Source organism: Coprothermobacter platensis DSM 11748, from assembly GCF_000378005.1.
In the GTDB taxonomy this organism is placed as follows: domain Bacteria; phylum Coprothermobacterota; class Coprothermobacteria; order Coprothermobacterales; family Coprothermobacteraceae; genus Coprothermobacter; species Coprothermobacter platensis.
On sequence record NZ_KB899040.1, the window covers coordinates 1,396,874 to 1,418,154 of the forward strand.

The following is a 21,281-nucleotide window of genomic DNA, read 5'->3' on the forward strand; positions in this document are numbered from 1 at the left end:
ACGGGAGGTGCTTTGATGCGTTACATAACATATGAGTTGGGAGATAGGGTTTTTGCCAGTGAATTGCTGAGCATAAAAGAAATTGTTTTGAAGCAAGAATTAAGGCCTATTCCTGGGTCTCAGGAGTGGCTGCTCGGTGTTATGGCACTTCGAGGGCAATTGCTGCCTGTAGTGGATTTAGGGCTCAGATTACAGGGCAAAAGCAGCGAAGGAGATAAAATTTTGGTCATGGATGGCGAAAGGCTCGTGGGGTTCCTCGTAGATGATGTAAAAACCATAGAAGATGTGGCAGATTTGAAACCTCTTCCGGCTGAATTGCCAGAAAATGTGAGGCGTTTTCTAACAGGTAGCTTTTTGCAAAACGACAGTATCGTTTTAGTACTGGATTTATCTAAAGTGCTCAGTGAACAAGAACTATCGCAGGTTACAGTTCCCTAATGCGTTTAGCTTTTTCAGCTTTTAATATGTAGACGCGGCGGTCTGCTAAGTTGAGCAGTTCTTCTGGACTGCTTACTTCAGAACTTGCCGCGTAGCCTACACTTACAGTGATGGGTCTGCCTATAGCACTGTTCTTTAGCTTCAGTTGTGACGATATTCTTTTTGCAATTTCCATGGCTTCGCTGATTTCTGTGTCAGGAAGGACAACCAAAAACTCATCCCCGCCCCACCTTATGGCGGCATCAGTTCCTCTAAGAGATGAACGCAAAAAGTTGGCAAATTCTATGAGGACTTTATCGCCCATTTCGTGGCTGTAATTGTCATTAATCTGCTTGAAATCATCTAAATCCATGAAAAGTATGCTGAAGTTCGGTCCGCCCCTAAGATAAAGTTCCCATTCTTCTTTAAGACGCTGATTGCTGTAATTACGATTGAATAAACCGGTAAGAGGGTCCTGCATACCAAATAGCTTTGACATAAGCTGCTCTAAACTATAGCTCAGCAGATCAAGTGCTGGCCCTACTATGGGTTCGGCATAGTCATACCATGCCTTTATTTTTACCACAGCACCTTTTTCTATGGGATGTACGTTTCTCATAAGAACTCTGCTGTCGCCAAATTCCAAGTTCAATGTACCGCTCTCCACGCGGACAAAATAATCTTGCTTAAAGTAATGATGAAAAATGTAAGCTAATGCACCATTCAATTGCTCTACATTTATGATTTCCTGTATGTTAAGATGCCACCCCAAGAAGCTGCTCCATTGTGACATGGCTGTTATGCTACCGTAAATATCTTGCCAGTATCCTATGAGCTGTGAATAATCTAACGTACGCATCTCTTCGAGTATCCAATCAGATAACGTTTTCAATATGGAAGGATCGTAATTGTTTTCTATGCACTTGGAAATAACTATGCCTAAGTTTGACATAGACAAACGTTCCCAGCGGCGCCAGAGTGCCAGCATGTAACGGAAGATATTTTCGCCGTTTGTTCCTTCAGTTGCAATAAATCTAAGTGCTTCTTGATACGGACTGCTATCTAAATGTGCAAGTAACTCTGCTGGTATTGGTTTATGATGCGCCATTAAAAGCAGCGCCACCAAATTTGCCACGTCTATGCCTTTGGGTAAAAGCTTAAGCGCTTTCGCTTCCAGTTCATCTAAAACGCTATTATCTACTGTTGAACCCTCAAGTATTTTTAAGTAGGCACTCAAAATGGCCGCGTTGAGGTTTTCTGTCTCGGACAATGCATTCTTAGAAGCAAGTATGAGGAACCACTCCGCTAAGTTAAAATCGAGTACATTGGCATAATGCCACGCTAAGGTCATATAGCCATTGAATTTATAAGGAGCAGAATAAAGTCTGCGCGTGTTTTCCTCAAGCCCTTTAACATATCGTTGTATGCCTTCTCGTGCCATGAATTCCTGAAGGCTGACTAAAAGTGTTTCCCAAAATCCTTGCTGGCTTATGCTGGAAAGGTTCTCAACTACGTTTTCTAATTGTTCTTTACTTTCTAAAACAGTTTTTGCACCGTAAATAACCGTTTTCAACGCAATTTCATTTATAAGGGGTCTGGAGTAAACATCTATGTGAGACGTTCCATTTAGTAATTTCATGGATTCTCTGTAGCACTTTATAGCATCTTCATACTTGCCCGTAGCATCCAATGCTGCTCCGACAGTGTTTAAGAAAGCACCCCAATGCATTTTCGGCGCCTTAACATGGCTATTTACAAGATCGATGTAAAAGTCATACAGCAGCTGAGGTTCTTGTTTTATGTTTATTATGTAGACAGCCAAATCAGATAACATTCCAGGCCAGTAGAATGGGTCAATGTTTTCTTTCAGTCGCCTCAGCAATGCTTCACCCGAAATGGTGGCTTCTTCGTTCATGCCGAGCAAAACTAAAAGCCTTACTTGATGCGCTAAATCAAAAAACGTTGGGTTTTCAAGAGACTTTGATAGTTTGTATGCTTCTTCATATTGTCCAGAGGAATAGTAAACATCCATGAGTTTACGTTTGGCGCCACCTAAATGAGGAAATAGGGTTAATGCATCTTGAAGCATTTGCGCTTTAGCAGAAAAATCGAGTTCGTAGCGTGATGCCATGAGTAGGGCAAACGCTTGACTTCGCTTTTCTTCTGCCATTTTGAAAAGGTGCGATATGCGGTGCCAATAAGTTGGCATACCGAGTTTGCTTAGGGCTTTACCCCACCATAAAGATGCTTCTTTTGGTTCAAGTTTGCTCTTTTCTCTTACGAGCTGCTTTACCTCTGGTGATATAAAACGATACTGTGGCGCTTCCTCCATAATTAAGGGAGAATCTAATAAAGAATGTTCGCCTGATAAAAAGTTCTCTTCAACGAGGTTTTTACTAATCGAACTAAACCACAAATCTCCTACCGAAAGATAAGCAAGTGCTCTGAATAGGTCTGGATTTTGCTTCATTTCCTGTTCTACTAATTCATCTAATGAAGAAGCATGGGTTTTTATGAGAAGTTGAGCATTAAAAAGGTTTCCACCGCTGATATTCAATAATCTCGCTGCTTCTTTTTCGTCAAGATGCCACATTTCCATATATTGCTTTATCAAATCCGAATTATCCTTTTTAGGAAAACGCAATGGCATAGATGGGTATTCAATTTGTAAAAGTGCATCTTGGTACGTAGAAGTTGCGATAACCGTAATGCCTTCTTTGGGAAGTTGTTCAAGCAAGTATTTTACCGTATCATCTATTTCCACTGGGTCAAGCTGGTCGATGAGAAGCGTTTTGATATCGTAAGCCTCCAAGAGTGTCATCGTGCTTAGCAAAACATCTCGTGCCAACGCGCTGGAGTCTACAAAGTATGTTGGTTTTACATCTATGTCCAGTGGAATATCAGTTTTCGGTATGTAGCGTAAAAATGTCGACCACGAACGTTTGTCAAGCTGGATGCCTTTTTGCCAATTAGTTGACAATATGCTAAAAAACAATTCGCCCAACGGCATACGAAAAGAATGTATGTGAACATAGAATGCGTTATCAAGCTTGGGCTGTAGGCGCTTTAATAAAACAGTCTTTCCGCTTCCGTGAGGCCCCCATATCCCTAATTGATTCTTAAAAATGCTTTTTAACGCTCGCTCGACGTTCTCATTTTCCAAGTTTCATCGGTTCTCTCTTTTGTATTTTTTGCATATTTTGTACATTACTTTACTGCCTAAAAATGATGTTAACATTTTATCATTTTCATAACGTTCTTGAACATTATTTTTCTTCTGTTTCCTTAGCTATTTCTTTGTTTTCTTCAGTGCCAACATGACTGAGAACTGCTGCCAATGTCGATGGCTGATCCGTCAGATTATATTTTTCTTTAAGCAAAATAATACGTCTTACAGATTGATCTATGCGCGCTTCGCTGATTACGCCCTTTTGTACCGCTTGCAATAATGCATTGTAAGATTCTATTTGCTCTTCGTAGCTGTGGCAAATTAGCACAATATCTGTTCCAGCTTCTACCGCTTTTACTGTTGCGTCTGCCACAGAGTAATACTTACGGATGGCTTCCATGTGCATATCATCAGTGATAACCACGCCATTAAAATGCAAGCGTTGACGCAGAATATCACTTATCACGTATGTTGAAAGCGAAGCTGGCGTCAAAGAACGATCAACATTAGGAAGCTCTATATGGGCGACCATGACCATATCAGCGCCATCTTTGATGGCTTCTTCAAAGGGCACAAGTTCGAAGGCTTCCAGCTGATCCATTGTTTTATAAGAAATGGGCAAGTCTTTGTGCGAATCGACAGAGGTATCGCCGTGTCCAGGAAAATGTTTTATCACAGGTATGACACCCGTGTTTCTTATCCCTTCCATGGTAGCGACACCTAAACTGGCTACCAAGTTAGGGTCACTTCCAAAGGAGCGATCTCCAATAACGGTGTTTTGTGGGTTGCTGAAGATATCTAATACGGGTGCAAAATCCACATTGAAGCCATAAGCTTTAAGCTCTTTGCCCATCACGTTTCCCACTGCGTAAGATAAAGTGGCAGAACGTTTTTCTCCTATGACCAAATTAGGCGGAAAAGTGGTGGCTCTTGCAGGCAAGCGTGATACTCTACCACCTTCCTGGTCGGTAGAAATAAAAAGGGGAAGCTTGTTAACACTGTTAACAACCTTGATACTGTTTATGAGTGTTACCAATTGATTATCGTTCTCTATGTTCTCTGGATAAAGTATGACACCGCCCACATGGTTGTCTTTTATGAGTGCGTTCAAGGCCGTGGGTACGGTAGTTCCTGTAAAGCTGACGATAAACATTTGTCCGATTTTTTCTTCCAATGACATACCCGCTATGAGTTGGCTAACACTGTCAACTTGTGTTGTGGGTGTATCTGTGTGATCTTCAGTGGCTGTGGTCGTAGGCGAGCCTGTCTCTGTTTTTGTAGGTGTGCTTTCTTCTGTTTTGCCACTGGTGTTGTGGTTGCGCATGCTGATTAAGTTCTTAGCGTTGGCTCCAAAGAAAAAAGATATACAAAAAACTAAAATAAGAATAACCACAAGAAAAGCAGGGATTCTACTGTTTCGCTTACGCTTATTTATATTATTTTTTCTCCTTTAGCGTGCATTTTGAGGCATGTAGTATCATTCTACTCCATAACATACGTAGCATCCCTTAAGATTGACAAGGAAATGAATGTGCTTTTGCCCATTTTTCCTGATATAATACTTAGAAATCCCTTGGAGGTGCATTTATGCCTTCACCATATGAAGAATCTTTAACCTTTGACGATGTGCTGTTGGTTCCCCAGTATTCTGAAGTACTGCCTAAAGATGTTGATATAACAACAAAGCTTACTTCCAAGATCAACCTTAATATTCCACTCATAAGTGCAGCTATGGACACTGTTACCGATTCGCGGCTTGCCATTGCGTTGGCTCGAGAGGGCGGCATTGGCATCATACACAAAAACATGACCATTGATATGCAAGCGCAGGAAGTGGACAAAGTAAAACGTTCAGAGTTTGGCATTATTTACAAACCTGTGGTGCTTGGGCCTGATTCTACATTAGCCGACGCTCTGCGTTTGATGGAACATTACCATATTTCTGGCATTCCCATAACTGTTGATGGCAAGTTAATCGGTATCATTACCAATCGTGACATACGTTTTGAAGATGACTTCAGCCAGCGCATAGAAGACGTGATGACAAAGGAGCACTTGATAACGGCTCCTGTAGGAACTTCTTTAGAAGAAGCCAGACAGATACTTAAAGCGCATAAGATTGAAAAGCTGCCGCTGGTAGATGAACTGGGGAATCTAAAAGGTCTTATCACGATAAAAGATCTGGAAAAGCGGAGTAAATATCCTAATGCTTCGAAAGATAGTAAAGGACGCCTATTGGTGGGTGCGGCGGTAGGTGTGGGAAAGGATATGATGGACCGTGCATCTGCATTGGCCGACGCCGATGTGGATGTGTTGGTAGTAGATTCTGCCCATGGCAACAGCAAAAACGTGGTGGATGTTGTAAAGAAAATAAAAAATGCGTTCCCCGATGTGGCTGTCATTGCGGGCAATGTGGCTACAGCGGACGGTGTTAGAAATTTAGTTCAAGCTGGTGCCGATTGCGTGAAGATAGGCATAGGGCCCGGGTCTATTTGCACTACCAGAGTAATAGCAGGTATTGGTATGCCACAGCTAAGTGCTGTTATGGAGTGTGCAGAAGAAGGCAATAAGCTTAGTGTGCCTGTTATTGCCGATGGCGGCATAAGATTTTCTGGCGACATTGTAAAAGCACTGGCTGCCGGTGCTTCCACAGTTATGATAGGGAGTTTGTTTGCCGGTACTGAGGAAAGCCCCGGTGAAAAAGAGATTTATCAAGGACGCATTTACAAAACATACCGCGGCATGGGTTCCCTGGCAGCGATGAAACAGGGTTCAGCTGACCGTTACAGCCAAGAGGATGCCTCTAAGTTCGTACCCGAAGGCGTAGAAGGAAGGGTGCCTTACAAAGGTTCTGTGCATGACATGGTGTTTCAATTATGCGGAGGACTACGTTCTGGCATGGGCTATGTTGGTGCAGCCACCATTGAAGAGCTCCATAAGAAAGCCAGGTTTATCAAGATAACCAATGCAGGTCTGAAAGAAAGCCATCCGCATGACGTGCAAATTACGCGTGAATCCCCAAACTATACGCTGGAGGATTAAGTTATGAAACGTGATGGAGTAGCCGTTATAGATTTTGGTGGACAATATGCCCACCTTATCAGCAGACGCATAAGAGATTTGGGTGTTTACGCTGAGATTGTCCCTTTTCAAAACTGGAAAGAAGTTCTTATCGACAGCACAGTTAAGGCTGTCGTGCTTTCAGGTGGCCCGGCGTCCGTTTATGAAACGGACGCACCCGAACTACCCGAGGAGTTTTTTAAGATTGTTAACAAACCGGTTTTAGGCATATGCTATGGCGCTCAATTGATAGCGCAAGCCCTTGGTGGAACCGTTGGCTTAGCTGAGGACGGGGAGTATGGGAGAACCAGGCTCGTAGTCAATAAGGCGGAGCCGCTTTTTATAGGAACCCCTGAGCAGCAGGATGTTTGGATGAGCCATGGAGACCAGGTTTTAGCGCTTCCGTCATCCTTTAATATTGCTGCAAGCACCGATAACTGTAAACTGGCTGCATTTCAGAAAGAACCTAACCTCTATGCTGTACAGTTTCATCCTGAAGTGGCACACACCACATATGGCAAACAAATATTAGAAAACTTCGTTTTCAATGTAGCAAAGATAGAAAAGAACTGGAATGTTACTGATTACGTGGGCGAAGCCATAAAAGAGATTAGAGAAATAGTGGGGGAGAATGGCATGGTTTTGGGCGCTCTTAGTGGCGGTGTGGATTCTGCTGTGGCGTGTGTGCTTACCGATAGGGCGCTGGGTGGCAGGCTTCAGTGCTTCTACATTGATACGGGGCTTCAGAGAGCCGATGATGAAGCTTATGTGAGGCATCTATCACAGCATCTCGGTTTAAAGCTAAAAGTAGTAAATGCAAAAAGCTTGTTTCTTTCAGCTTTAGATGGTGTGGTAGACCCAGAAGAAAAGAGAAAAATCATTGGTAGCTTGTTTATCAAAGTGTTTGAACAAGAAGCTTCCGCCTTAGGGCACTTTGATTTCCTCTTGCAGGGCACGCTTTATCCTGATGTAGTGGAGAGCGGTGGTGGAGCGGCTAACGTGATAAAATCGCACCACAACGTGGGTGGTTTACCTGAACGTTTGGGCTTAAAGCTGCTGGAGCCTCTTCGGTGGCTTTACAAAGATGAAGTACGCAACATGGGAAAGTGGCTTGGCATTCCCGAAGATTTTCTTATGCGCCATCCTTTTCCGGGACCCGGCCTTGCTGTGCGCATTGTAGGGCCTGTAAAAGAAGAATATTTGGACATTTCCAGAAGGGCAGACCGTGTGCTGGAACGTGTACTCAAGGAAGAAGGTGTCTACAGTGACCTGTGGCAAGCGTTTCCTGTTTTCACCGGTGTTAAAAGCGTTGGCGTAAAAGGCGATGCCCGACACTACGGGTGGGTCATGGCGGTGAGAATGGTTCAGAGTGTGGATGCTATGACTGCCGATTGGTACAGAGCCGACCCCGAGCTATTGGAAAAAATTGCCAGCACCCTCATAAGCGAGATTCCCGAGCTTTCCCGAGTTGTCTATGACATTACCAGCAAGCCGCCCGGAACCATTGAATGGGAATAAAAAATAGGGCCAATAGAATGCTCGACTAATCGAAAGCTCTTCCTACGTAATAAACAATACTCTCAACTCTATTGAACTTGTCGCCTTTCATTAGTGAAGTATGAATTATCAAATCTACACCTTTCTTAGCTGAATTACTGTAAGTATGTGAACCAGTTATTTGTTCATATTCTTTGTAATAGCCACTCGTATTAATTGGCAGAACATAGTGGTATGCTGTGCATAGATCATCATTAACGACGTCACCAATGGTATTTTTTTCTAAAGGTTCACCATATAGTTTTGTAACCATTTCCACTGGATCGCCTATTTTTAGCCCTTTTTGTGTCGCATATGGGCTGAAAAACTCTGTATCCGATGTTGGAAATATGATTAGTTCGTTCAATAGGCCACTTTCTGCATCATAGCCTATATCTATTCCGCCTATAATACGAAAGCCGAGTTGGTTTAAGATTTCTTCATCTGAATACCCATAGTCATTTGGTTCCAACTGTAGCTGATTATCAGTCAAGACCTGTTTTACTTGGTCCCGTGTCATGCCAAAGTGGAACATCGCCTTCGTATTGTCATCTTCTGCGAATACTAAAGTCTTTGTTTGCGAGGTTGGCGTAAGCGAATCAGAATTTGAAAGCGAACCTGTTTGACTTGATGGAGCTGGCGAGTTGGCTGCAGATGATGGCTTACAACTCGCACATACAAACAGCATTACCACACACATACAAATAGCCAATAATTTTTTCATAATAACCCCCTTCTTCCATAAGAGAGAAATCAAATAAGACGAAACACAAATTTACTTTATATCTAATCTTTTCCTTATACCACAAAAGTAACACATATTGTTGTGGTAATGTCTAAATTTTTCACATATCTGCCGCAATGTATTTCTTGTCTGTTGCCGGCGTAGGTGTTTTCTTCATGTTTAGGCAGACATTCTTTATTTTTGACGCATGATTTGGTTTGTCCCATTTCATACAAATAAAAATGCTCCTAAGAAGCTCGGATTCTCCAGACACGTTTTTGTCAATAACAGGGCTTTTTTTGGCCATTTCGGACTTTTATTCGCACATTCTACAAAACAGTGATATGTCCATAGCCAATATGCTCTGCGCTGTAGGTGCGAGCAAGTGGCGTTCCGTCTATCGCTCCAGCGTCTTTTTCCTTACATTTTTAGAAGGTGCTTGGCAACCCATTAAAATGCCGCCTCACTATTGTGAGGCGGCATCTGTTGAGGCAAACGAATCGGAGCTTTAGTACTTTATCGTTACTGTTTTAGTGTCAGCATTCCAGACTACTTGGCACCCCAATTGCTCAGTTACAAACCTTAAAGGCACCATGGTGCGTCCGTTAATAATCTGTGGAGCTACATCCATATCTTTTGCTTTCCCATTTACCGTTGCCTGCTTCTTATCTATGGTAAGCACTATGGTCGTGGTTTTGAGCTTTATGGTAACTGCTCTTGCCGTGTCATTCCACGCAACGCTGCCTCCCATTGTTTCTATGAGCGCCCTTATAGGTAGCAGCGTGCGCCCTTTTACTATGACGGGCGCAGTGGTTCTACCAGGATCAATTTCTTTCTTTGCACCGTTTACCGTCATATATGGGTCGCCTATTTTCAAGACGATGGTCAACTTACTTGTGGGTGTTGTGGCAGAACCGTAGATAACAGTTTTCTTTACTGTCACTGTGTCTCCTGCTTTGTTCGTAACCTGTATGGTGATGGTATTGGTTCCTGACGCTAAGGCCACCACGGCTGTGAAGTTACCTGAGGCATCTACGTTCACCTGCTTGCCATTCACGGTAACCGTTGACCCTGGGTCTACTTTGCCAGTGAAGGTGTACTGAGAGCTTGTTGCTTTAGCATTGTCCGGAATATTAACTACAGGCGGTGTAGGAGCTTTGGGTACTGCTGAAACTTCATTTGAAGCAGGGGATACGGTATTGTCTTTGTGGACGGCTCTGACAGTGTAGTAATAAGTTTTGCCGTTTTCTACATTCTCATCCACATAACTTGTTCCTTCAATGGGGAAGTCAGACGCAGGCTCGTCGTACTTACCAGAATAAGGACCTCTGTACACGTAGTATCCAGAGACATTGCTTGTATCAGCTGGGGCATTCCACTCAAGTGCGACTTTGCCATTTCCGGGGTATGCTTTTAGGTTGCTCACAGGGTAGTTTGGTGCACCTGCAGATTGGATCATCTTGTATGTCCCACCAGCAGAAGAACTTACACCTGCCAGTAAAATCCGAGTATCATGTGGGTTAACTTTTATAAGAGAGGTCTCAAGGAATGGTAAGCCGTTATTTATTGGAACCCAGCTATTACCACTGTCATTTGATTTTTGTACTCCGATCCCGGGATACGCACTTGCGAAGTAAACAACTTGATTGTTCTTGGGATCGATAGCGATGCTTCTTACATTAGTATGTTCATGCTTCTTTACCCAGCTTTTTCCACCATCTGTGGTTTTGAATACGCCGTCACCTGTTGAGGCGTAAAGTATCTGTGTGTTTATGGGGTCAATTGCAAGGTCATAGATGGTAAAGTCTGTAAGCCCATTGTTTACTTCAACCCAGTCCGTACCACTACTTGCAAATTTGTAGACACCACGTGCCCTGTCCGTTCCGGCATACACAGTTCCAGGATCTTTGGGGTCGATAACAATGGGGTAAACGTAAGTAAAATGCAGCCCACGTTTTTCCCATGTTTGCCCACCGTTTGTAGACCTGAAAACACCCCAGAATCCAGCATAAAGTTCATTAGGATTTGATGGATTTATGGCAAGACAATCGACGCGGCATGTTCCTCCAGGGCAGTCACGGAAACCATCATTGATGGGTGTCCATGTCTGGCCTTTATCCATGGATTTGAAAACACCATAGTCTCCTCCTAAGTCGCTTGCTGCTGCGTAAATTATTTGGGTATTCGTAGGATCAATAACAATGTCTACTATTGAACAACAACTCAATCCTAAAAGTGACCAATGGTCCCCTCCGTCCGAGGATACAAAAATTCCTCTGTTTGTTTCATTTGAACCAGACAAGGCTGCATAAACCAGCTGCGGGTCTTGGGGATCAAACACGATCTGGTCGAACCTGAAGTCAGATACTCTGTACCATTTGTCATATTCAGGAATAACTGCAGAAACTTTACCTATGGGCACCATGCTGATAACTAATCCTAAGAGGGCTACTATCACAATTACTTGCTTGACAAACTTCATATTTTTGGTCATTTCCCCACCTCCTGAAAAATCTACCTTTTGATACTTTTTTAAGGTGTTTCTAACCGTTTTTTTATCTACCGCGAGGTGGAAAAACTACTCTTTTACCTTAGCAATGAGTGTCCATTTTATTTGGACATCCTAATGCATCAAATAGCATTTTTTGTCATGAAACATGTTTTTCCCTGATGAGCCAAAACAGTTTTGATAACCTTTTCTCCTCCCTTCCTATCCTCCGCAATCTGGATAATAATTCTTGAGCATAGTTTACACTATATTTTATATTCTGTCAATAATGTGGAATATGTTGTCAATTAAAAAACACATTTGTTTAGTGTTAAACAACTTTAAAGCTGTTTTGTTTGGCCTCGTGTGTTGCAAAAATATAAATATGTGTTTGCTTATTGCTTACCACAATTAACTGCACTATATGAATTAAAATGGTGTTTTAAGCCTATAACGTTTCAACATATATCGTTTAGAACAGAAAAGCCGCAGTCTTCTTGCTGTTCGCAAGACTGCGGCTTTTCTGTTCTCTTCTTGAACAAATTTCTTTTACAGCATTAGCGGACCATTTAGGTCTTCTCGAAGCCTCAAATAACGTTCTAACATGATTTGCATATGGCTCTTTTCCATATCCGATAAGTCGCTGAATAGTTTATTAAGTTCTTTGTCTTCTATGAACTTCTTTGCTAAATCGCTGTAATATTCAGAGGATGTTAATTCTGTAATGTAAGCAGTGGATGCGATGCGTAGGACATTGTAAACATCTTTAAATTCATCGGTTTTCACCTTCAAGGCGGGTTCCACTGTAAGCCCCGGCACAGGTTGGAATTTTTCATTGAATCGTTTTTCATAAATGGAAGTGAGCTGGTCTCGATGTTTGGCTTCCCAGTCGGCTAATTCTTCCAGTTCTTTTTTTGCAGCGGCATCGCTTGTGTTCAATGCCCAGTTTAAATAAAACTCGTTCGCTTCGATTTCTGCATGTATGGCATAGCTTAATGCTTCTTTAGCATTCATATTGTCTTTTACCATCGTTAATCACACCCCTTTCCTCCAAAGACTTGTAAAGGTATTATAACCATAATCACTTAAATCCGTGTTTTCACAATAGATTTCCACTTGTGTAGCACCCATGTTTTTTGCTACTTCTTCGCATGTCGTTAAAAGAACTCTCATTGCTTCCTTGTCCGTGGCATCTCTGAGGATGAAATCCTTTATTTCTGCGGTCATATTTTGTGTAACTGCCGAATGTTTGAACCACAAAAGCGCAAAACCCACAAGCTGACCATCTTTTTCCACTACGACGACACGAGCGTAAGGAACGCGCAAATAATTGAGAAGGCTCTGTATAAAAGCAGTTCTTTGATTCTTGGGATAAGGTGCCCATTGAGCAAGATCTACCACATCATCTTCAGTGGCCCTTCTGCCAACATAGGGGGACATGCTTAGATCACAACACCTTCTTTGAAATTTTGGAAAAATCCATAATGTCCAAATATGTTTGAAGATTACTTATGCGGCTGTTTATAGCCAAGCTGTAACATTTCATATCGGAAACGTAAATAAGGTTTTTATCCATTAATGTTGTAAGGGGCAATGTAGAAGAAGCTACCTGCGGGTTATTCAGGAGTACAGCCATACCTAATCTAAATGCACTGGCATCTGGATAGTCTAACTGCCATGGGTACAAACTTGCTTTACCTTTAGCTGGTTTTTGTGGTGGAACGAAAAATGCTGTGGGTGTGTATGTTTCCACATTGGACAAATTTGCTATGGGTACGCTAAAGCATCTGGTAGATGTGGATGTAGGCAAAAAGGTGGAAGAAATAACGTAATTGAATTCTCCTGAGAACAAACTATCTCCTTCAGTCCAAATAATATCAGCTTTATCTTTTTCATTTGTGAAAATGATATTGGTTTTTCCTTTACTGAGTGTGTTTTTATCATATACCACGTTGGTGGTAACAGACGTGGAAAAAACAGGATCGGCAAGTAACATCGGTAAATTCATAGGGAAAGTCGTTGTTATGTCCAGAACTGTTGCCGATTTTGCCCTCAAGCCAGAAAATGCTCCTGTATTATTCTTATAATCTTGCCCACCATCGATGTAAAAGAACAGCTTTCCCACCACAGTGGGGTTACCTTTCTTCAATGTCTCTGACCATGTTGCAATAACTTGTGATGCAGTTATTTCTGGCTTCAGAGCAATTTCCCAATGAATTTTATCTTTTGTTGTAGCCGTTTCTGCCAAATCGGGGATAGCCACGTAGCTGGAGTTCTGCTTATCATATTTAAACAATGTTCGTCTTGTGTTGTAAAGTATCGTTTTGTCTGCAGGTGTGAATGCAGTCCACGGGTTAACGCTTGCAGTCGGTTCCTCAGGCAGGAACACATATATAACTTTACTGCTTTGCAACCTTTGCCAGTAGAAAGTGCCTCCTCCTATGAGGATAACGAAAACAAGAATAGCGCTAATCCATTTCATTGATAAGCTCCATGAGAAATCGTTTGTCAAAAGCACATACTACTATATCTATGTTTTCGTCCTTCATAGATGTGAAAACGCTGGCATATTGACGTGCCAAAGGCTGAGGTTGAAGCTCGCCCACGCCCATACCCAATGCTGGTAAAGCCAATGTCTTTATGTTGAGTTCCATCGCTTTCCTTATGGCATTTGTCAACGCTTGCTTAGTAGAGTCATAATCTGCCAATTCGGCAGGATAAGTCATTGTAACTGCGTGTACAACGTACTTCCATTTCTTACCACCCGTAGTAACATAAACACTGCCTGGCTTAAACGGTCCATCTTTTTTGCAAAGGTTTGTTGCTTCCTCTTCAATGATGGAACCTCCAACGTTCTTTATTGCATATGCTACACCGCCGCCCATAGGTCCCATGCCATTGGCAGCGTTTACCACGGCTTCTGTATCAAGGATAGTTAAATCCCCCTTAAACAGAAAGATTCTCATGGTGTTATTATAGTATAAATCATGGGATTTTCCTATGCTGACGTGCTCATATCGTTAATCTTAATGTTAATGGCGGGTATGCTTTTACTGGGTGCCTCAAGGGAAATTCATGGTGTAGATATGTATATGAAAGAAAGGAATGTGGCTTTCACGATAATGTATGAGCAGCTATATAATGCGCCTTGGTATTCTGAAACGGCTACCAACTTTGATGTTTGGGTTGACGAACAAAAGTATACCGTGGCAAGGATTGTAACGCGTGGTTGCTCCGGCTTTGGTGCTTCTGCGCAAGAGGTGCCGTTTTGTTCAGAAGATTTCAAAGATACTACGGTAACCGTACATTGGAAAGACCACACTATTACAAAAACAAGAGTCTCCAGGCTTTTACCTTAATAGAAGTTATTCTCGCTTTGTCCGCTTCTGCGTGCCTTATACTTCTTCTGTTTGGTTATATGCGTTTTGCTTTTAACGAATTAAGAAGTGCTCCATCAACTCTTACTCAGAAAAGTTCGCTGCAATCAGTTCTTTTACGAAGCGGAGCAAACGAACAAGAGGAAAGCATTTTTGGACCGAGATGTTTCATTGTGAGAGTAGGGGAGCATGATTTCAAAATTCTTACGCGGTAGTGCCACACTGCTTCCGCTTATTATAATAACCAGTTTGGTTTTTGTGCTCATGGGGTTATCTATATTTGCCGTAGTTTATGAAAAGCTCTTGGAGCAAAAAGCATTAGACAGTATTCATATAGAAGAATGCGCTGATGCTTCTGAACAGATATTCAACATAAAAGGTGATAAGGTCAACCATTTTAATGGTTGTAGTATTGATTGGGGAAATAGTAACATTGCTATTAAATACAGGAAAATGGTAAAGGTTTTTGATATTGAGTGGGTACCCGATTTTGTGGTCAACGTAAATAGGGATTTTTCTTTAGATAGCGATAGCAGAGTAGAAGGCAACATCGCTGTAGGTAAGTTATATACGTATGGTGTAAGAAAACTACTTACGGAAAAGCCTTACCATATGACACAAACAACGTGGATGCCCAATATATCGGGGAAGCTGTATCTTACCTCTACTAGCACGACAGTAATTTTCGTTGGTATGAAAGGTATGAAAACTACGGAATACAAAGACTGGTATTACTATGCAGGCGCGGGCACAAAAGCTAACGATTTAGGATATGAGTACAGCAACCTTATTTTTCAATCATCTTCAATGTGCTATTACACCATTTATGGAAACTGCGAAGGTGAAAAGCAAAAGGTAGTAAGCTTTGATGATGGCATGAAACATGTATTGCCTGAAGTCGTTTTATGGAGGAAAAGAAATCAATCCCAGGAATTACTTTTTGATAACATTTACAGATGTGAAGCAGGCAAGCTAATGCTGGGCACAGCAAGTTATGTTCTAACTACCCCGACGCTATCTTTGACCTATGACAGTGATTTGAAACTATTAGACGGCAAAGAGGAAATCATAATCCCTTCAGAGAATTCTCTCTTTCAAGGATGCAATATACATTTAGAAGATGGTTACTATGCAAATTTAACTATAGGTGCCAAGAATGTTGAAATAGCCAATGCCTCCATAAAAGCAATTACCTTACAGGCAGAGAATATTACTGCTACGCTAAGCACCTTAGACAACGTAACGCTAACAGCAACAAAGAGTAATGTGAATGGTACTACTGTAAGCGGTCATATCTATGGCGACAATGCAGCCATTAGAAACAGCATTGTAAGGAACGCTTTACCTTCCAATGAAGGTAGCGCTCCTTACATGTTTGTTCGGATCATTCATTGAGCATTTGTTCCAATAATGCACGTGTTTGATTTGGATCCACAGTACCTTTTGTTTTTTTCATAACCTGTCCCAGCAGAAATCCAATTACGTTTGCGTTGCCTTTTTTGTATTTTTCGACGGCATCTGGATTCTGCTGTAGAACATCCGAAATGATCTGCTTTATATCGATATTCTCATGTTTAAGTAGCTCATGCTCTTCTGCATACTTCATTGGGTCATTGCCTCGAGCCGCTTGCCACAGCAGGTCTTTTGCCACAGCAGGTGTAATTTTTCCATCTTGCTGAAGCTGCAAAATACTATTTAAAAATGTTTTGTCCACGTCTCCCCATGTTTTTGCAACTTCGCTGAGTATGTTAGGCAAATCGATGAGAATCATCCTATTTAGCAGCTTCTTATCAAAACCTTTTTCTGCTAAGCTGCTGTACAGCATGTACTGGTCTTTGTTAAGTGCCAACGTTCGTGCATCTGCTTCTTTATTAGTCCAAGAAAGAGCATTATGGTAGGCATCAAGAAAGCTACCATTGTATCTATTTGCTTCCTCAAAGAGTTCTTCTGTGAGGATCAGGGGCGGTAAGTCTGGTTCTGGAAAATAACGATAATCGGCGGATGATTGTTTCGTGCGCATGGTTCGGGTTTTGCCTGTTTTTTCATCGAAGGCAAGCGTTTCCGTAATAATGTTTTCACCCCGTTTGTATGCTTCTACGTGACGGTTGTATTCATAAGTTAAGGCTTGGCGTATGGATCGAGTGGAGTTCAGGTTCTTTATTTCAACACGTGTACCTTCTTTTCCGTCCACTTCCACAGAAACGTTCACATCGCATCGAAGTTGGCCAAGTTCCATTTGAGCATTGCTTATCCCGAGGTATCTCAGTGTCGCTTGGAGTTCTTCTACAAAAAGCGTAGCTTCTTCAGGAGATTCAAAAACAGGGTCGGTCACAATTTCTATGAGCGGTACACCTGACCTATTGAAGTCAAGCAATGTTTCCTGCGCGCCTGCTAATCTACCGCTACTGCTTACATGCACACTTTTTGCTGCATCTTCTTCTAAATGCATGCGTTTAATGGGTATATTTTTACCCGTGGATAACGGCAGTACGGCGTTTTCTATGATGGGAACATCGCCCTGCGTAATTTGATAACCCTTGGGTAAATCCGGATAGAAATAATTCTTTCTGTGAAAGCGCGAAATCATGTTAATGTGGCCATTTAGCGCCTTTCCAAGGGCAATTGCCATTATCACCGCTTCACGATTTATTACAGGAAGCGTCCCTGGATATCCTAAGCATACAGGACATACACGCGTATTAGGAACATCTAGCCCTTCAGTGGGGCAGCTACAAAACATTTTTGTTTTCGTATTCAATTGCACATGTATTTCCAAGCCAGCTACAAATTTGAAATTCATAATTCTTCAGCCCCCTGCCATAATTCGTTTATGAAACTAAGTAGTTTGTGATCTTCACCGAAGGGAGCGATGAACTGCAAACCTATGGGTAAGTCCTTTTTGTTTTCTTGGAACGGATAAGGCATGTTTATTGCAGGCAAATAAGCCAAGTTCGCAGGTGTTGTGAACAAATCAGCTTTATAAAGATCCAGTGGGTCTTTTATTTCTCCCAGCTTGAACGGCGGTGTGGGGGTAGTGGGTGTAAGCACCATATCAACGTTTTGAAATACTTGGTCGAATTCAAAAACAAGCCACTGCCTTAGGTAATTAGCTTTTTCATAAAGAGCATCTTTGTAGCCAGCGGACAAAGCAAAAGAACCCAAAAGAATACGCCGTTTGACTTCTTCACCAAATAAATTCCTTGTCTTTCTAATGCTTTCTGAGTAGTTTTCAGCTTCCATGGTCGTACCATACCTTACACCATCGTAACGAGATAAATTTGAAGAAGCTTCTGCTGGTGCTATGAAATAATAGGCAGCCAGAGCTTCTTCCCAATGTGGAATAGAAATTTCTACAACTTCGTATGTGCGTGACAAGTAGTTTATAAAGCTATCATAAGCGTGTTTGACATCTTTGTCCAGCATGTTTGAATCGATTTCTTTTACGATGCCTACTCTTTTCACATTGCTTGCTTCGGGTTGTGGTGCCATCGGAATATCTCTGCTGGTGCTATCCATGGGGTCTTGGCCAAAAAGAACAGAAGACGCCAGTATTACATCTTCTGGGTGCTTTGCCAAAACTCCAATTTGGTCTAAAGAGGAGGCAAAAGCCACTAAACCATATCGGGAGATAGCGCCATAACTGGGCTTAAAACCAAACGTACCTGTAAATGCAGCAGGCTGTCTTACCGATCCGCCTGTATCACTTCCAAGAGCAAGCAAGGACATACCGGATGCCACTGCTGCGGCGGAACCTCCTGATGAACCACCCGGAGAACACGTTTTATCCAGCGGATTTCTTGTGGGGCCAAAAGCAGAGTTCTCACTTGAGCTGCCCATGGCAAATTCATCAAGATTTGTCTTTCCGACAATGATGGCTCCTGCATCTTTTAATTTCTTTACGGCTGTGGCATCGTAAGGCGCCACAAAATGTTCCAATATTTTGCTTCCACAGGTACACGGTAAACCCGTTACGCACATGTTGTCCTTTATGGCAATGGGTATTCCAAGAAGAGGTTTGCGCTGTCCTTCATCCCATGCGTTGTCTGCCGCTTTCGCATCAGCCATCAACTCATCGGCATTTCTGATGAACAAAAATGCATGCAATTCGTCATCATGGGAAAGTTCTTTTAATGTTTCTTCCATAAGGTGGGTAAAGGTTATTTCATTTGCTTCTCGCTTGGAAAATATGGTTTTTACATCGTCCATGGGAACATCAGTCCTCTTCCTCTAAAACGGGTTTTACTTTTAATAGGCCATCTTGAAGCCTTGATTGTCCCAGTAATTGTGATGCATTTTCAAAAGATTTAGGTTCATCTTCTCGAAGTGGCGATGAAAATGCTGTTGTTGTTTCAGGTGGCACTTCCACTCTGCTTATGATTTGGAACGTACCGAGTATGTGGTTCAAGTCCTGGAGCATTTTTTCTTCCAGCCCTTCAGGTAATTCCAGTTGAGCTAACTCTTCCAAGTGCTTCAGTATTTCTGGGGATATGTTAAACAATAAGAGCACCTCCTATGTAGATTGTTCTATGAGCAGTTTTCATTAATTATAAGGCATCTGGAAATGGGAAAGGGCGTCTCAGCTTTCACTGGACGCCCTTTCCCATCAATATTTGCAACAACTTCCAAAATGAAGTATTTTTACTCTCTATACCACCAAGCGGAGTTCCACGTATGAGCAGAAACATCCAAGCCCATATCATAACCTTCGATATTCAGCTTCACTGCGTCATGCTGATCCTGCCAGTAAAGTGGTATTTCTGGAATATAGACACCGTAGAAGTTCTTGGAGAAATCTTTATATGCCTGGACTCGTTCTGTGGTGTTAAAGCTATTCCATTTGCTTATTAAAGCGTCGGCATCAGCATTTCTGAATCCGCCATAGTTTTGGCCTTGGTAACCATTTGCAGATGACGGTATAAACCTTGATTGATACAACGTATTATTTCCTGGCTCAAGGATGGTATCCTGGCCCCAAGCAAACAGCGCCATCTCAAAGGTTCTGTGGGGTAGTAAATCATCGAAGAATGGTCCAGCATCCATGGGCTGTATGGTCAGGTTAATACCAACCTGCTTGTACTGCTGCTGGATAACCTGCAGAGCGCTGATTCGATCTGCCCTGTTGGTTGTTTGAGCAATCAAACTTAACTTTGTTCCACTCTTTGAATAGATGCCATCGCTGCCCTTTGTGTAACCTGCTTGTTGTAAAAGTGTCGTTGCTTTTGCTGGGTTATAGGTAAACACATCCTTTAAGGAAGGCTCGTCATATTTACTGCCAGGCAACACAAAGTTGTAGCATACAGGTCTCATTCCATAATAAACACGGTTAGATACATCTTGTCTGTTTATGGAATAGGATAGAGCTTGCCTTACTTTGATATCACTCAGGATAGGATGAGTATAAGCTGTACCTGGCTGTGGATTCGTTGGTACGTTTTTCGGATCATCGTAATTAACCACAAAATGTTCAAAATACGTTGAGGGGATATTGTTTAGTTTGTACATGTTCAAGAACGCTTTGTTGGAAGAGAGTGCTTTCGAATTTTGGGTATCGACTACACCGACTAAAGCTACATCTGGCTGACCTTTAAGCAGTTCTGCTAATCCTGACTGAGCACTTCTAAAGCCGACTATGACCTTGTCAAATAACCCCTGACCAAGGATAAAGTTGGGGTCTGGTGCCATTTCGATGTAGCTCTTTTGAACCCAGTTAGTTACTTTGTATGGCCCACTATACACGGGTTTTGTGTTAAAGCTGCTGCTGGATATGGCCTCAGCATTCTTATCCATGACCTCTTTAAGTGTCTTCGGTATGGTGTAGGATTCATCAGCGATGTACGCCAAGTTGGCATTGTGTTTGAGTACGAAATCGACTGTATTCGGGATGGTTAAGGTTGTTTTCATGACATTTTGCTCAAACCAATGTTTCGGGTACAAAGAAAAACCATATTTGGCAAATATGTCATAAGGACTCTGCGGATCTATGGATGTGAAATAGACCCTAATGGTGTAGTTGTCAAGCTTCTCAATCCTTGCTACACTATCGTAAGGATCGATGTTATAAACAGGCATATTCTTGGAAAGGTAAAGTAACACTGTAAAAATGAGGTCATCGGCTGTAATAGGCTGGCCATCTGCCCACTTAAGGCCTTGCCTTAGGCCAAAGTCATACCTCATGTAAATAGGTACTTTGGTGCCGTCTTGCAAAGTAATGGTTTGCGGTGTGCTGTAAATGACTTGTTTGCCATTCTCAGTGGTAGGTACCCAACGTTCAAGTTCTGGCCACCAGTTTTGCCGCCAATCAGAACCTTGTGGTTGATCCATTACAAACCCCAATACTTGGATCATCGCTGTCATGTCATCGAGGGCATAGAACAATGTAGCTGGCTCTTGGTCTTCTATGACGTAGAGCTGGCCACCTTTTTTAACAGGCCATTTCATCTTGTAAATGGTGTACGCCGCTTCACCTCTGGTTGCAGCTTTGTCTGCTGCAATCAAACGTCCCGGTTGCCT

At 42.2% G+C, this 21,281-nt stretch carries 18 protein-coding genes; 5 read left to right on the forward strand and 13 right to left on the reverse strand.

Going from position 1 to position 21,281, the window contains the following annotated elements:
* Positions 1-15 precede the first annotated feature (15 nt).
* Complete coding sequence (locus D890_RS0107325; protein ID WP_018963872.1) at positions 16-438, forward strand: chemotaxis protein CheW; 423 nt, start codon at positions 16-18, stop codon at positions 436-438.
* Here the strand turns inward: D890_RS0107325 and D890_RS0107330 are convergent.
* Both D890_RS0107330 and nagZ read right to left on the reverse strand, forming a co-directional pair.
* Positions 425-3,580 (reverse strand): GGDEF domain-containing protein, encoded by a 3,156-nt coding sequence (locus D890_RS0107330; protein WP_018963873.1) that lies wholly within the window; start codon positions 3,578-3,580, stop codon positions 425-427. The genes D890_RS0107325 and D890_RS0107330 overlap by 14 nt on opposite strands.
* 103 nt (positions 3,581-3,683) lie before the next feature.
* On the reverse strand, positions 3,684-4,979 hold the full coding sequence (gene nagZ / locus D890_RS0107335) for a beta-N-acetylhexosaminidase (RefSeq protein ID WP_245533163.1): 1,296 nt from the start codon (positions 4,977-4,979) through the stop codon (positions 3,684-3,686).
* Positions 4,980-5,173: 194 nt separating this feature from the next.
* On the opposite strand from nagZ, the gene guaB reads away from it, so the two are divergent.
* A complete protein-coding gene (guaB, locus tag D890_RS0107345) occupies positions 5,174-6,628 on the forward strand; it encodes an IMP dehydrogenase (protein WP_018963876.1) in 1,455 nt (484 codons plus the stop codon).
* A gap of 3 nt (positions 6,629-6,631) precedes the next feature.
* The gene (gene guaA / locus D890_RS0107350; protein ID WP_018963877.1) at positions 6,632-8,164 is read left to right on the forward strand and encodes a glutamine-hydrolyzing GMP synthase; all 1,533 of its coding nucleotides are present in this window, start codon (positions 6,632-6,634) and stop codon (positions 8,162-8,164) included.
* A gap of 25 nt (positions 8,165-8,189) precedes the next feature.
* Here the strand turns inward: guaA and D890_RS0107355 are convergent, their stop codons facing one another.
* From D890_RS0107355 to D890_RS0107390, 7 genes are all read right to left on the reverse strand, one after another.
* Positions 8,190-8,906: a hypothetical protein gene (locus tag D890_RS0107355; protein ID WP_018963878.1), complete on the reverse strand. Its 717-nt coding sequence runs from the start codon at positions 8,904-8,906 to the stop codon at positions 8,190-8,192.
* Between the two features lie 121 nt (positions 8,907-9,027).
* On the reverse strand, positions 9,028-9,213 hold the full coding sequence (locus tag D890_RS08000) for a hypothetical protein (protein ID WP_156802706.1): 186 nt from the start codon (positions 9,211-9,213) through the stop codon (positions 9,028-9,030).
* Positions 9,214-9,414: 201 nt separating this feature from the next.
* On the reverse strand, positions 9,415-11,400 hold the full coding sequence (locus tag D890_RS08005; protein ID WP_018963881.1) for a stalk domain-containing protein: 1,986 nt from the start codon (positions 11,398-11,400) through the stop codon (positions 9,415-9,417).
* A gap of 543 nt (positions 11,401-11,943) precedes the next feature.
* Complete coding sequence (locus D890_RS0107375) at positions 11,944-12,423, reverse strand: ferritin family protein (RefSeq protein WP_018963882.1); 480 nt, start codon at positions 12,421-12,423, stop codon at positions 11,944-11,946.
* 6 nt (positions 12,424-12,429) lie between these two features.
* A complete protein-coding gene (locus D890_RS0107380) occupies positions 12,430-12,834 on the reverse strand; it encodes a GNAT family N-acetyltransferase (protein ID WP_018963883.1) in 405 nt (134 codons plus the stop codon).
* Positions 12,835-12,841: 7 nt separating this feature from the next.
* A complete protein-coding gene (locus D890_RS0107385) occupies positions 12,842-13,876 on the reverse strand; it encodes a periplasmic substrate-binding domain-containing protein (RefSeq protein WP_018963884.1) in 1,035 nt (344 codons plus the stop codon).
* The gene (locus D890_RS0107390) at positions 13,863-14,360 is read right to left on the reverse strand and encodes a macro domain-containing protein (protein WP_026291354.1); all 498 of its coding nucleotides are present in this window, start codon (positions 14,358-14,360) and stop codon (positions 13,863-13,865) included. The genes D890_RS0107385 and D890_RS0107390 overlap by 14 nt, the downstream gene beginning before the upstream one ends.
* A 21-nt stretch (positions 14,361-14,381) precedes the next feature.
* On the opposite strand from D890_RS0107390, the gene D890_RS0107395 reads away from it, so the two are divergent.
* Both D890_RS0107395 and D890_RS0107400 read left to right on the forward strand, forming a co-directional pair.
* Positions 14,382-14,753 carry a hypothetical protein gene (locus D890_RS0107395; RefSeq protein ID WP_018963886.1) on the forward strand — a complete coding sequence of 124 codons (372 nt, stop codon included), beginning with the start codon at positions 14,382-14,384 and terminating at the stop codon, positions 14,751-14,753.
* Between the two features lie 207 nt (positions 14,754-14,960).
* Positions 14,961-16,166 (forward strand): hypothetical protein, encoded by a 1,206-nt coding sequence (locus D890_RS0107400; RefSeq protein ID WP_018963887.1) that lies wholly within the window; start codon positions 14,961-14,963, stop codon positions 16,164-16,166.
* On the opposite strand, the gene gatB is transcribed toward D890_RS0107400, so the two are convergent.
* The 4 genes from gatB to D890_RS0107420 all read right to left on the reverse strand — a co-directional run.
* A complete protein-coding gene (gene gatB / locus D890_RS0107405; RefSeq protein ID WP_018963888.1) occupies positions 16,156-17,571 on the reverse strand; it encodes an Asp-tRNA(Asn)/Glu-tRNA(Gln) amidotransferase subunit GatB in 1,416 nt (471 codons plus the stop codon). The two genes, D890_RS0107400 and gatB, sit on opposite strands and share 11 nt — an antisense overlap.
* On the reverse strand, positions 17,568-18,977 hold the full coding sequence (gene gatA, locus D890_RS0107410) for an Asp-tRNA(Asn)/Glu-tRNA(Gln) amidotransferase subunit GatA (RefSeq protein ID WP_018963889.1): 1,410 nt from the start codon (positions 18,975-18,977) through the stop codon (positions 17,568-17,570). Before gatA ends, gatB begins: the two co-directional genes overlap by 4 nt.
* Before the next feature lie 7 nt (positions 18,978-18,984).
* Positions 18,985-19,278, reverse strand: a complete 294-nt coding sequence (locus tag D890_RS0107415; protein ID WP_245533164.1) for an Asp-tRNA(Asn)/Glu-tRNA(Gln) amidotransferase subunit GatC — start codon at positions 19,276-19,278, stop codon at positions 18,985-18,987.
* Between the two features lie 131 nt (positions 19,279-19,409).
* The coding region (locus tag D890_RS0107420; protein ID WP_018963891.1) for a peptide ABC transporter substrate-binding protein at positions 19,410-21,281 on the reverse strand (1,872 nt) is incomplete at its 5' end.